Origin of the sequence: Streptomyces hokutonensis (assembly GCF_000376565.1) — a bacterium.
GTDB lineage: Bacteria > Actinomycetota > Actinomycetes > Streptomycetales > Streptomycetaceae > Streptomyces > Streptomyces hokutonensis.
This window is the reverse complement of the sequence record NZ_BARG01000063.1, coordinates 166905-178281: the sequence shown is the minus strand read 5'-3', so window position 1 is coordinate 178281 and position 11377 is coordinate 166905. Positions and strand designations below refer to the sequence as shown.

Here is an 11377-nt window from a genome sequence, read left to right as displayed (position 1 = left end):
CTTAAAAGCGGCCTGGGTTCAGGGGGCGCGGGGAACTGCGCGACCAGCCCCCACCGACCCGCACCCGAAAACGAGACAGCGCTACGGCTTCAATCCGCGCAGCGTCAACGTCAGCAACCTGTCCGCCAGTTCAGGATCCCCAGGATTCCCCTCCGCCGCCAACGCGATCGCATGCGTCAGCTGCAGCAGATCGCCGATCTCGACGTCACCGCGCACGTCACCCGCCTCCTGCGCCCGGAACAGCAACGCACCCCCTGCTTCCCGGATAGGGCTGCTGCACCGGGCCAGGGCAGACGTCTCGTCCTGGCCCACGGCCATCAACGCCCGAGCCAGCCCCCGGTACTCGCTCGCATGCGCCACCATCTCCCGCAGCCAGGTGACCAAAGCCGCACACGGCTGCGGCGCGGTCAGCAACTCCCGTGAGCGCGCGAGGAGTTCACCCACCGCGTCCTCGAAGACCGCGCTCATCAGGGACTGCCGGTTCGGGAAGTGGCGATACAGCGTGCCGATGCCGACGCCCGCGCGCCGCGCCACGTCCTCCAGGGACGCGTCCGTGCCGTGCGCGGCGAAGGACACGCGGGCCTCGGTGAGCAGCCGCTCGTAGTTGCGGCGGGCGTCGGCACGCAGACCCGCCGGCGGCCCGGCTGCGCTGGCCATGGGTCCCACCTGCCCTCCTCGGCGCGATACGGCGTTGTCCCGTCACATTGTTGTCCCGTCACATTACAGAGGTGCCCGGCGGACAGGCTGTTCCTGTCGGCCGGGCACCTCTGTACGTACGGTCGGATCAGTCCTTGATCTCGCAGATCGCGGCGCCGGACGTGATGGACGCGCCGACCTCCGCGCCGAGGCCCTTGATGGTGCCGGACTTGTGCGCGTTCAGCGGCTGTTCCATCTTCATCGCTTCGAGTACGACGACGAGGTCGCCCTCCTTGACCTCCTGGCCCTCCTCGACCGCGACCTTGACGATCGTGCCCTGCATCGGCGAGGCGAGGGTGTCGCCGGAGGCGACGGGGCCGGACTTCTTGGCCGCCCGGCGCTTGGGCTTGGCGCCGGCGGCGAGGCCGGTGCGGGCCAGGGACATGCCGAGCGAGACCGGGAGGGAGACCTCAAGACGCTTGCCGCCGACCTCGACGACGATCGTCTCGCGGTCGGCGTCCTCGTCCGCCTCGGTGTCCGCGGGGGCCGCGAAGGGCTTGATGTCGTTGACGAACTCGGTCTCGATCCAGCGGGTGTGGACCGTGAACGGCTCGGCGGAGCCGGTGAGTTCGGGGGCGAACGCCGGGTCCTTGACGACCGCGCGGTGGAAGGGGATCGCGGTGGCCATGCCCTCGACCCGGAACTCCTCCAGCGCCCGCGCAGCGCGCTGCAGCGCCTGCTCGCGGGTCGCGCCGGTGACGATCAGCTTGGCGAGCAGCGAGTCCCACGCCGGGCCGATCACCGAGCCGGTCTCGACACCGGCGTCCAGGCGGACACCCGGGCCGGACGGCGGGGCGAACGTGGTGACGGTGCCGGGCGCGGGCAGGAAGCCGCGGCCCGGGTCCTCGCCGTTGATGCGGAACTCGAAGGAGTGGCCGCGCAGTTCGGGGTCGCCGTAGCCGAGTTCCTCGCCGTCGGCGATACGGAACATCTCGCGCACGAGGTCGATGCCGGCGACCTCCTCGGTGACCGGGTGCTCGACCTGGAGGCGGGTGTTGACCTCGAGGAAGGAGATCGTGCCGTCCTGGCCGACGAGGAACTCGACGGTCCCGGCGCCGACGTAACCGGCCTCCTTGAGGATGGCCTTGGAGGAGGAGTACAGCTCGGCGACCTGGGCCTCGGAGAGGAAGGGCGCGGGCGCCTCCTCGACCAGCTTCTGGTGCCGGCGCTGGAGGGAGCAGTCACGCGTCGACACGACGACCACGTTGCCGTGGGTGTCGGCCAGGCACTGGGTCTCCACGTGCCGGGGCTTGTCGAGGTAGCGCTCGACGAAGCACTCGCCGCGGCCGAAGGCGGCGACCGCCTCGCGTACGGCGGAGTCGTAGAGCTCGGGGACCTCTTCGAGGGTGCGGGCGACCTTCAGACCGCGGCCGCCGCCACCGAACGCGGCCTTGATCGCGATGGGCAGCCCGTGCTGCTCGGCGAACGCCACGACCTCGTCCGAGCCGGAGACGGGGTCCGGGGTGCCGGCCACCAGCGGGGCACCGGCGCGCTGCGCGATGTGCCGGGCGGCGACCTTGTCACCGAGGTCGCGGATCGCCTGCGGCGGCGGGCCGATCCAGATCAGGTCCGCGTCGAGGACCGCCTGTGCGAACTCGGCGTTCTCGGACAGGAAGCCGTAGCCGGGGTGGACGGCGTCGGCACCGGACTCACGGGCCGCGTTCAGGACCTTGGTGATGTCCAGGTAGCTGCTCGCCGGTGTGTCACCGCCCAGGGCGAACGCCTCATCCGCGGCGCGGACATGCAGAGCGTCCCGGTCCGGGTCGGCGTATACGGCCACGCTCGCGATCCCGGCATCCCGGCAGGCCCGGGCAACGCGGACAGCGATTTCGCCACGATTGGCGATGAGCACCTTGCGCACGATTGAGGCTCCCTCCTTGAAACAAGCCGAGTTTAGGGACTGCCGACACGGCGCATCGACCCGTCCCCTGTGGTGAGCTTGCCCACACGGAGCGTGATACGAGGCCCGCTCGACCCGTGAAATCCCTTGTCGCACCTCGGTACGCAGGACTCCTCGGGGAAACCCTAGCCCTCCTGTGTGGTCAAGGTCTCTGTGAGAGCGTGCCGCGCGCCACGCCGTTTCTTTGTGGAGTCCCTACGAATGGCCCAATGATTCTTTGCCCCTGCCACAACCCTTGTCCCGCGGTTTACCCGTTAGTAGCGTTCACCGTGCCTCGAACGTACTTGAGGTAACGACAACTTTGGTCGAGCGGTGGTCGAGAGTGGGTGGGGGCCGGTGGTACGCAGGCCGGTGGCATGGATCCTGGCGGTCGTTCTCTTCGTGGAGGCCTTCGGCGTAGCCGCGCTGAACTGGTTCCTGGGGATCGTCGCCGACCGCCAGAACATGTCTCTGGCCGGTATCGACCCGGACGCGATGTCCGTCTCCTCGAAGGTCGGCGGAGTCCTCTTCGGCCTCTACTTCCTCCTGTGCGCCGTGGTCGCCCTGCTGGTCGCGATACGCGACCGGGCCCCGGCCGGCCTCGGCCGCATCCTCCTGATCAGCGTGGCCGTGGTGCACGGGCTGCTGGCCGCGTTCGCGTGGGCCATGGTGGAGGGCAAGGCCGCGTTCGCGTTCATGGTGGTGGTGCTCGGCCTCGTGATCCTGCTTCTGATGACCTACGACCGCCTGGAGGACCCCTCGGACGCGGCCCCGGCATCGGAGGGCCCCAAGGACCCGAAGGACCCCGAGCGGCCCGACAAGGGCCCGGCGCCGATCACCCCGCCGCCGGCCCCCAGCCCCTCCTGATCGCTACTTCTCCCGGGGCGTCCACAACTCCGTGATACCGACGCCCAGTTGGCCCAGCAGGCGCCGAACGAGCGGCAGGCTGATGCCGATCACATTGCCGTGGTCGCCGTCGATGCCCTCGATGAACGGTGCGGAACGGCCGTCGAGCGTGAACGCCCCGGCCACGTAAAGGGGTTCGCCCGAGGCGACGTACGCGGCGACCTCGGCGTCGGTCGGCTCGCCGAAGCGGACGACGGTCGACGCGGTCGCCGAGACATACCGGTTGCTCGTCGTGTCGTAGACGCAGTGCCCGGTCTGGAGTGTGCCGGCCCGGCCGCGCATCGACTTCCAGCGGGCGGTGGCCTCCTCGGCGTCGGCGGGCTTGCCCAGCGCCTCGCCGTCCAGGTCCAGCACCGAGTCGCAGCCGATCACCAGTGCGCCGTGCACCTCCGGGCGGGCGGCCACGACGGAAGCCTTCGCCTCGGCGAGTGCTCGCGCCAGCTCGGCCGGGGTGGGGGCTGAGATCGCGTCCTCGTCCACCCCGCTCACGATCACCTCGGGGTCCAGTCCCGCCTGGCGCAGGAGGCCCAGCCGGGCGGGGGACTGGGAGGCGAGCACGAGGCGGCGGCGCGGCTGATCTGTCATACGGCCAGGGTATCCGCGGCGCGTTGGCCGCTCGCCTCAGGCCGAGAGCCCGATCACGATCATCGCCAGCACCATCGCGAGTGCCATGAGTATTCCGAGCCGCCGCAGCATGACCTGCATCTCCCGCAGTTCCTCGGGAGGTTCGTCATCGGGGTCGGACCACAGCATGGCACCAGCGTGCGGCTTGGGTGGGGGCGGGCGCCTGAGTACGGGTACTTAAATTCTTGCCCGGAGTTGTTCCTCTGTGCGCCCACGCGGCGGAGCCGCAAATCGACACAGCCCCGCGCCCCTTAAGGGCGATGCCCTTAACCCGGCCAGAATGTGCGGGTCCATGCACTCGGGCCCGGGATGGGGAGCCTCGCGCCCGCGATCCTCGACGGGTCCGACCACGCGTCGCGCTGCCTCGGTGCGCCGGGCGGTGTCGTTGTCGCCGCCGCGGCGCGGGCCCTGACCACTGCCAGGGCGGCGGCCAGCTCCTCCGGGGTCGGGTTGCCCCTTACGACTTTGATGTTCATGGAGGCCGCTCCTCTACAGGGGGATGTTGCCGTGCTTCTTGGGGGGCAACGACTCGCGCTTGGTGCGGAGTTGGCGCAGGCCCCGGACCACGTGGCGGCGGGTGTCGGAGGGGAGGACGACCGCGTCGATGTAGCCGCGCTCGGCCGCGATGTAGGGGTTGAGGAGGGTGTCCTCGTACTCCTGGATGAGACGGGCGCGCACCGCGTCCAGGTCCTCGCCGGCCGCCTCCGCCTCGGCGAGCGTGCGGCGGTGCAGGATGTTGACCGCGCCCTGGGCGCCCATGACGGCGATCTGGGCGGTCGGCCAGGCGAGGTTGAGGTCGGCGCCCAGGTGCTTGGAGCCCATGACGTCGTAGGCGCCGCCGAAGGCCTTGCGGGTGATGACCGTGATGAGGGGGACGGTCGCCTCCGCGTACGCGTAGATCAGTTTCGCGCCTCTGCGGATGATGCCGTAGTGCTCCTGGTCGACGCCCGGGAGGAAGCCGGGGACGTCCACGAAGGTGAGGACGGGGACGTTGAACGCGTCGCAGGTGCGGACGAAGCGCGCCGCCTTCTCGGACGCGTCGATGTCCAGGCAGCCCGCGAACTGCATGGGCTGGTTCGCGACCACGCCCACCGGGCGGCCCTCGACGCGGCCGAAACCGGTGAGGATGTTCGGCGCGAACAGCGGCTGCGTCTCGAAGAACTCGGCGTCGTCCAGGACGTGTTCGATCACCGTGTGCATGTCGTACGGCTGGTTCGCGCTGTCCGGGACCAGGGTGTCCAGCTCGCGGTCCTCGTCCGTGACGGCGAGGTCCGCCTCCTCGGGGAACGCGGGGGGTTCGCTGAGGTTGTTGGACGGGAGGTACGACAGCAGCTGCTTGACGTACTCGATCGCGTCCTTCTCGTCGCCCGCCATGTGATGGGCCACGCCGGACACGGAGTTGTGGGTGCGCGCGCCGCCCAGTTCCTCGAAGCCGACGTCCTCGCCGGTGACCGTCTTGATGACGTCGGGTCCGGTGATGAACATGTGCGAGGTCTGGTCGACCATCACCGTGAAGTCGGTGATCGCGGGGGAGTAGACCGCGCCGCCCGCGCACGGGCCGACGACCAGGCTGATCTGTGGGATCACGCCGCTCGCGTGCGTGTTGCGGCGGAAGATCTCGCCGTACGCGCCGAGCGAGGCCACGCCCTCCTGGATGCGGGCGCCGCCGGAGTCGTTGATGCCGATGACCGGACAGCCGGTCTTCAGCGCGAAGTCCATCACCTTGACGATCTTCTGGCCGTAGACCTCGCCGAGGGCGCCGCCGAAGACCGTGAAGTCCTGCGAGAACACGGCGACGGGGCGGCCGTCGACCGTGCCGTAGCCGGAGACGACACCGTCGCCGTAGGGGCGGTTCTTCTCCAGGCCGAAGTCCGTGGACCGGTGCCGGGTGAACTCGTCGAACTCGACGAAGGAGTCCTCGTCGAGGAGCAGGTCGATCCGCTCACGGGCCGTCAACTTGCCCTTGGCGTGCTGTTTTTCGACCGCGCGCTCCGAGCCCGCGTGCGTCGCCTCCTGGGTGCGGCGCCGAAGATCCGCGATCTTCCCGGCGGTGGTGTGGATGTCGATCTCTTGAGGCGCTTCCGGCTCGGACATCGGGATTACGGCTCCCTGCCTGCTCAAAAGGGGGGACGGTTACTCATTCGTAGAGTAGTGGCGTGCCTACCGATCGGCAGTGCGGCGTACAACACACCTAGGGTGGCTTGCATGACGCCGCGAGATGCCTCAGACGAGAACAGCAGTCGTTGGTCCGATCTGGACCGTCCACCGCTCAACGGCGCCGCGCTGCGCAAGGGCCTGGTGCGGGACGGCGGCCACGCGGGCCTCTACTGCGACATCGAGGTCGTCCAGCGCACCGGGTCCACCAACGCCGACCTCCTCGCCCGCGCGGTCGCGGGGGACGCCGACGAGGGCGCGGTGCTGGTCGCCGAGGAGCAGACCGCCGGGCGCGGGCGCCTCGACCGGCAGTGGACGGCACCGGCCCGCTCCGGGCTCTTCTTCTCCGTCCTGCTGAAGCCGGGCGACGTCCCCGTGGCCCGCTGGGGCTGGCTCCCGCTGCTCACCGGTGTCGCCGTCGCCACCGGTCTGGCGCGGTCGGCCGGCGTCGACACGGCACTCAAGTGGCCCAACGACCTGCTGGTGACTGTCGGTGGCGAGGAGCGCAAGGCCGGCGGCATCCTCGCCGAGCGCGCCGGGGACGACGCCGTGGTCATCGGCGTCGGCATCAACGTCACCCTGCGTGAGGACGAGCTGCCCGTGCCCCAGGCGGCCTCCCTGGCCCTGGCCGGGGCCGTCGCCACGGACCGCGACCCCCTGCTGCGGGCCGTTCTGCGGTCCCTGGAGCACTGGTACGACAAGTGGCGCGCGGCTGGCGGCGACCCGGTGGAGAGCGGCCTCCAGGAGACCTACGCGGCCGGCTGCGCCACGCTCGGCCGGGTCGTACGGGCCGAGCTGCCCGGGGACCGGTCGATCACCGGCGAGGCCGTCGCGATCGACGGGGACGGGCGGCTGGTCCTCGCGACGGAGGACGGAGTGCAGGAGCCGGTGGGGGCGGGCGACATCGTGCACCTGCGCCCCGCGTGACCCCGGCCGCTCTTGTGGCAGCTTTGTCCGCGTGACTCACGGAGTGAGCTGGCCCACACCTGCCGTAGCATTGGGCCCGGTCGATACCTGACCGTGGCAGATCGGAAGGGCAGCAGGCGTGACCGTCGACGACACGGGCTCCGGCGCGGACGCGGACGGCCGGGTGGACCCCGATGCCGCCGGTGGCCGGGCCGACCCCTATGCCGCCGATCCCGGCGAAGACCCCCTCGCGCTGCGCCTCGAAGGGCTCATCCTGGGCGCGGAGCGCCGCTACACGCCGTTCCAGGCGGCCCGTACCGCCGGCGTCTCCATGGAGCTGGCCACCCGCTTCTGGCGCGCCATGGGCTTCGCCGACGTCGGCCAGGCCAAGGCGTTCACCGAGGCGGACGTCCTCGCGCTGCGCCGCCTCGCCGGTCTCGTCGAGGCGGGGCTGCTGAGCGAGGCGATGGCCGTGCAGGTGGCCCGCTCCACCGGGCAGACCACCGCGCGGCTGGCCGGCTGGCAGATGGACTCGTTCCTGGAGGGCCTGACCGAGCCGCCCGAGCCCGGCATGTCCCGCACCGAGGTGACGTACCCGATCATCGAGCTGCTGCTGCCCGAGCTGGAGGAGTTCCTCGTCTATGTGTGGCGGCGCCAGCTCGCCGCCTCGGCCGGCCGGGTCGTCCAGGCCAGCGACGACGAGGAGATGGTCGACCGGCGCCTCGCCGTCGGCTTCGCCGACCTGGTGGGCTTCACACGGCTGACCCGCCGCATGGAGGAGGAAGAACTCGGCGAACTCGTCGAGGCCTTCGAGACCACCGCCGCCGACCTCGTGGCCGCCCGCGGCGGCCGGCTCATCAAGACCCTCGGCGACGAGGTCCTGTTCTCCGCCGACGATGCCGGGGTCGCCGCCGAGATCGCGCTGCGCCTGATCGAGACCATGGCCCACGACGAGACCATGCCCGAACTCCGCGTCGGCATCGCCTTCGGCACGGTCACGACCCGCATGGGCGACGTCTTCGGCACGACCGTCAACCTCGCCTCGCGGCTGACCTCGATAGCTCCCCGCGACGCCGTCCTCGTCGACAGCGCCTTCGCCGAGGAGCTCATCCGCAGCGGCGAGGCCCCCGCCTCCGAGGCGGAGGCGGCCGAGGCCGCGGCCACCGCCGAGAAGGAGGGCGAGGAGCCGCCCACGTACCGTTTCGCGCTCCAGCCGATGTGGCAGCGGCCGGTGCGCGGCCTGGGTGTGGTCGAACCCTGGCTGCTGACCCGCCGGGACTCGGCCCCGGCGTAGCCCTCAACTCCCGTGGACCAGTGGGTCCACGCAGAGCCCGATGATCGGCACGCACAGACTCGGCCGACTCGGCTCGGGGGCGGGGGAGTTGGCGGTCCGGCTCGGGGTCGGTGTGGGTGCCGGCTGCGGGGCCGCGCTCGTCGCGGGTGCCTGGGGGGCCGGTGCGGTGACCGGTGCGTGTGGCTGTGGGGTGCCCTGCGCCGTCGTCGCCTCGGGGGCGGTCGTGGGTGCCGTCGTCGCGTACGGAGTCGGTACGACGCCGGAGGCGGTGGTCGGCGTCGGGCTCGCGCCGCCCATCACCGAGGTCGCGGAGGGGAGCGCGGACGGGATCGTGGACGGGAACGCCGTCGGGTCCGCGCTGATCGTGGCGGCGGCGTTGGCCGGGTGCCCGGCGCTCTGCCCCGCGTCCACGTCCGGGCTCGGTTCCGCCTCCGCCGTGCCCACCCCGCCGACCCCCGACTCGGGCGTCAGCCGTACGAGGCTCAGCACCCCGGCGGCCACCGCCAGGCCGCCGAAGGCGAGCAGGACCTTGCGCGGCCTGGGGCGTCGGTGGCGGCCCCGGGGAAGGACGGGTGGCGCTACGTCCGCGGTGTCCTCGGCCCGCTCCGCCTGCGTGGTCGTCGTCACGATCCCTCCCCTGTCGTGTGGCGGACGCACGTTATGCGCTTCTCCGGGCGGTCCGGCGGGAGTTGGGCGGCATGTCACCCGAACGGGGAAGGGCCGTGCGATGATCGGGGCGAGTTAAGTTAACCCACGTTAACCAGGAGGGTGTCATGAGCGAGGAACGGTTCGGGGAGTTCGTGCTGGTGCGGCGGCACGACCACGTCGCGGAACTCGTCCTGGACCGGCCCAAGGCCATGAACGCCGTCTCCACCGCGATGGCCGGGTCCATCGCCGCCGCCTGTACGGCGCTGGCGGCCGACCGGGACGTCCGCGTCACCGTGCTGACCTCCTCGCACGAGCGGGCCTTCTGCGTCGGCGCCGACCTCAAGGAGCGCAACTCGCTCACCGACGCGGAGCTCGTACGGCAGCGGCCGCTCGCTCGGAGCGCGTACACGGGTGTTCTGGAACTCCCGATGCCTACGATCGCCGCCGTGCACGGGTTCGCGCTGGGTGGTGGTTTCGAACTGGCCCTGTCCTGCGACCTGATCGTGGCCGACGGTACTGCCGTGGTGGGGTTGCCGGAGGTGTCGGTGGGGGTGATTCCGGGGGGCGGCGGTACGCAGCTGCTGCCTCGGCGGGTGGGGGCGGCTCGGGCGGCCGAACTCATCTTCACCGCACGGCGGTTGGAGGCGCCCGAGGCGGCGGAGCTGGGGCTGGTGGACGTCCTGGTGGAGGCGGGGCAGGATCGTGAGGAGGCCCTTGCCTTGGGTGCGCGCATCGCCGTGAACTCGCCCGTCGGGCTGCGCGCGGCCAAGCGGGCGCTGCGGCTAGGGCATGGGCTCGATCTGCGGACCGGACTCGAGGTCGAGGACGCGGCCTGGCGGTCGGTGGCCTTCTCGGGGGACCGGGCGGAGGGTGTCGCGGCGTTCAACGAGAAGCGGAAGCCGGAGTGGCCGGGGGAGTAGGCCCACCCACCAACGCCCCCAGCACCAACCTCTTAGGGGCGCGGGGCTGTGACATGTGCGGCTCCGCCGCGTGGGCGCGACCAGCCCCCACCGGACCCGCACATGACAGACAGCCCAAGCCTCCGGTCTCCCACCCCCCGACACCTGTTCGCCGCATCAATGTCCCGGTATGCCCTAAACCTCCCTAGCCTGGAGTGATGGGTGAGGACAGGCGGCTGGCTGCCGTGGTGGAGCTGGCGCAGGGGATGGCGGCTGCGCACACCCCGCGCGAGTCCTGGCGGGCGGCGGCGGCCGGGGCGTGCCGGGCGCTGGACGGGAGTTTTGCCGCGCTGTCGGTGTGGGAGCGGGAGCTGGGGCGGCTGCGGGTCCTCGTCAACGTGGGGGAGCGGGCCGCCGGCGAGGAGGAGTTCCCGGACGGTGAGACCTATCCGGTGCACCAGTTCCCGGAGATCACCGAGTTTCTGCACGAGCGGTGGGCCGGGGGCGGCGAGCCCAATGCCTGGGTCGAGACGGCGGAGGGCCTGGCCGCGGGCAGTCCCGGCTACTGCCATCAGCGGGTCGCCGCCCTCCGTCGTCGTAGGCGCGGATGCTGTGTGGTCGCGCCGATCGTGCTGCACGGGCGGGCCTGGGGTGAGCTGTATGTGGCGCGGCCGGTCGGTGCGGCCGTGTTCGGGCGGGGCGACGCGGACTTCGCGACTGTGCTGGCCTCTGTCGTTGCGGCCGGGATCGCGCAGACCGAGCGGCTGGAGGAGGCTCGGCGGCTCGCCTTCACGGACGCGCTCACCGGGCTCGCCAATCGGCGGGCCGTGGATGTACGGCTCGACGAGGCGGTTGAGCGGCATCGGCGGGACGGGGTTGTGGTCAGCCTTGTGGTGTGCGATCTCAATGGGCTCAAGCGCGTCAACGACACCCAGGGGCACGCGGTCGGTGACCGGCTGCTCGAGCGGTTCGGGTCGGTGCTGTCGCTGTGCGGGGCGATGCTGCCGGGGGCGCTGGCGGCGCGGCTCGGCGGGGACGAGTTCTGTCTGCTCGCGGTCGGGCCGCCTGCTGACGAGGTGGTCGACGCGGCGGGTGAACTGTGCCGCAGGGCTGCCGAGTTGGAGCTGGGGGAGGGGGTCGCGTGTGGGGTTGCGTCCACCGAGGATCCGATCGGGGCGGTGCGGTCCGGGCGGCGGCTGTTCCGGCTCGCGGACGCGGCTCAGTACCGGGCGAAGGCGCTGCGGGCGGACCGGCCGGTGGTTGCCGGGCGGGACGGGCCGGACGATCCGGTGGTGCGGCTTGCCGACTCCCCTACGCCGGAGATGCCTGCCGAGCGGCGGCGGTTTCGGGGGCGGCGGGCGTGATGGGTGG

Annotated in this window: 12 protein-coding genes; 5 read left to right on the top strand and 7 right to left on the bottom strand. The window is 71.5% G+C overall.

Going from position 1 to position 11377, the window contains the following annotated elements; genetic code table 11:
- Positions 1 to 81 precede the first annotated feature (81 nt).
- On the bottom strand, positions 82 to 657 hold the full coding sequence (locus tag SSP08S_RS37910; protein WP_019072868.1) for a TetR/AcrR family transcriptional regulator: 576 nt from the start codon (positions 655 to 657) through the stop codon (positions 82 to 84).
- A gap of 127 nt (positions 658 to 784) precedes the next feature.
- Positions 785 to 2557, bottom strand: coding sequence for an acetyl/propionyl/methylcrotonyl-CoA carboxylase subunit alpha (locus SSP08S_RS37905; RefSeq protein WP_019072867.1), 1773 nt, complete (start codon positions 2555 to 2557; stop codon positions 785 to 787).
- A 390-nt stretch (positions 2558 to 2947) separates the two neighbouring features.
- Here SSP08S_RS37905 and SSP08S_RS37900 point away from each other — a divergent pair, with 390 nt between their 5' ends.
- Complete coding sequence (locus tag SSP08S_RS37900) at positions 2948 to 3442, top strand: hypothetical protein (RefSeq protein ID WP_019072866.1); 495 nt, start codon at positions 2948 to 2950, stop codon at positions 3440 to 3442.
- A 3-nt stretch (positions 3443 to 3445) separates the two neighbouring features.
- On the opposite strand, the gene SSP08S_RS37895 is transcribed toward SSP08S_RS37900, so the two are convergent.
- From SSP08S_RS37895 to SSP08S_RS37885, 4 genes are all read right to left on the bottom strand, one after another.
- Positions 3446 to 4066 (bottom strand): Maf family protein, encoded by a 621-nt coding sequence (locus SSP08S_RS37895; protein ID WP_019072865.1) that lies wholly within the window; start codon positions 4064 to 4066, stop codon positions 3446 to 3448.
- Positions 4067 to 4102: 36 nt separating this feature from the next.
- Positions 4103 to 4234, bottom strand: a complete 132-nt coding sequence (mmpB, locus tag SSP08S_RS64310) for a morphogenic membrane protein MmpB (protein ID WP_019072864.1) — start codon at positions 4232 to 4234, stop codon at positions 4103 to 4105.
- A 137-nt stretch (positions 4235 to 4371) separates the two neighbouring features.
- Positions 4372 to 4581: an acyl-CoA carboxylase subunit epsilon gene (locus tag SSP08S_RS59905; protein ID WP_078532644.1), complete on the bottom strand. Its 210-nt coding sequence runs from the start codon at positions 4579 to 4581 to the stop codon at positions 4372 to 4374.
- 13 nt (positions 4582 to 4594) lie between these two features.
- The gene (locus SSP08S_RS37885) at positions 4595 to 6199 is read right to left on the bottom strand and encodes an acyl-CoA carboxylase subunit beta (RefSeq protein ID WP_019072863.1); all 1605 of its coding nucleotides are present in this window, start codon (positions 6197 to 6199) and stop codon (positions 4595 to 4597) included.
- A 111-nt stretch (positions 6200 to 6310) separates the two neighbouring features.
- On the opposite strand from SSP08S_RS37885, the gene SSP08S_RS37880 reads away from it, so the two are divergent.
- Both SSP08S_RS37880 and SSP08S_RS37875 read left to right on the top strand, forming a co-directional pair.
- A complete protein-coding gene (locus tag SSP08S_RS37880; protein WP_019072862.1) occupies positions 6311 to 7186 on the top strand; it encodes a biotin--[acetyl-CoA-carboxylase] ligase in 876 nt (291 codons plus the stop codon).
- Positions 7187 to 7304: 118 nt separating this feature from the next.
- A complete protein-coding gene (locus tag SSP08S_RS37875; RefSeq protein WP_019072861.1) occupies positions 7305 to 8459 on the top strand; it encodes an adenylate/guanylate cyclase domain-containing protein in 1155 nt (384 codons plus the stop codon).
- Between the two features lie 3 nt (positions 8460 to 8462).
- Here SSP08S_RS37875 and SSP08S_RS64305 read toward each other — a convergent pair whose 3' ends face one another.
- Positions 8463 to 9086: a hypothetical protein gene (locus SSP08S_RS64305; RefSeq protein ID WP_019072860.1), complete on the bottom strand. Its 624-nt coding sequence runs from the start codon at positions 9084 to 9086 to the stop codon at positions 8463 to 8465.
- Positions 9087 to 9232: 146 nt separating this feature from the next.
- Between SSP08S_RS64305 and SSP08S_RS37865 the strand changes: the two genes are divergently transcribed.
- Positions 9233 to 10027: an enoyl-CoA hydratase/isomerase family protein gene (locus tag SSP08S_RS37865; protein WP_019072859.1), complete on the top strand. Its 795-nt coding sequence runs from the start codon at positions 9233 to 9235 to the stop codon at positions 10025 to 10027.
- A 197-nt stretch (positions 10028 to 10224) separates the two neighbouring features.
- Positions 10225 to 11370 carry a GGDEF domain-containing protein gene (locus SSP08S_RS37860; RefSeq protein ID WP_019072858.1) on the top strand — a complete coding sequence of 382 codons (1146 nt, stop codon included), beginning with the start codon at positions 10225 to 10227 and terminating at the stop codon, positions 11368 to 11370.
- The last annotated feature ends 7 nt before the right edge of the window (positions 11371 to 11377 follow it).

What these genes read in the sequence shown, in the direction of transcription:
- SSP08S_RS37885 (WP_019072863.1), bottom strand. Translation starts at nt 6,199, where the DNA reads ATGTCCGAGCCGGAAGCGCCTCAAGAGATCGACATCCACACCACCGCC.
- SSP08S_RS59905 (WP_078532644.1), bottom strand. Translation starts at nt 4,581, where the DNA reads ATGAACATCAAAGTCGTAAGGGGCAACCCGACCCCGGAGGAGCTGGCC.
- SSP08S_RS37895 (WP_019072865.1), bottom strand. Translation starts at nt 4,066, where the DNA reads ATGACAGATCAGCCGCGCCGCCGCCTCGTGCTCGCCTCCCAGTCCCCC.
- SSP08S_RS37865 (WP_019072859.1), top strand. Translation starts at nt 9,233, where the DNA reads ATGAGCGAGGAACGGTTCGGGGAGTTCGTGCTGGTGCGGCGGCACGAC.
- SSP08S_RS37880 (WP_019072862.1), top strand. Translation starts at nt 6,311, where the DNA reads ATGACGCCGCGAGATGCCTCAGACGAGAACAGCAGTCGTTGGTCCGAT.
- mmpB (WP_019072864.1), bottom strand. Translation starts at nt 4,234, where the DNA reads ATGCTGTGGTCCGACCCCGATGACGAACCTCCCGAGGAACTGCGGGAG.
- SSP08S_RS37860 (WP_019072858.1), top strand. Translation starts at nt 10,225, where the DNA reads ATGGGTGAGGACAGGCGGCTGGCTGCCGTGGTGGAGCTGGCGCAGGGG.
- SSP08S_RS37910 (WP_019072868.1), bottom strand. Translation starts at nt 657, where the DNA reads ATGGCCAGCGCAGCCGGGCCGCCGGCGGGTCTGCGTGCCGACGCCCGC.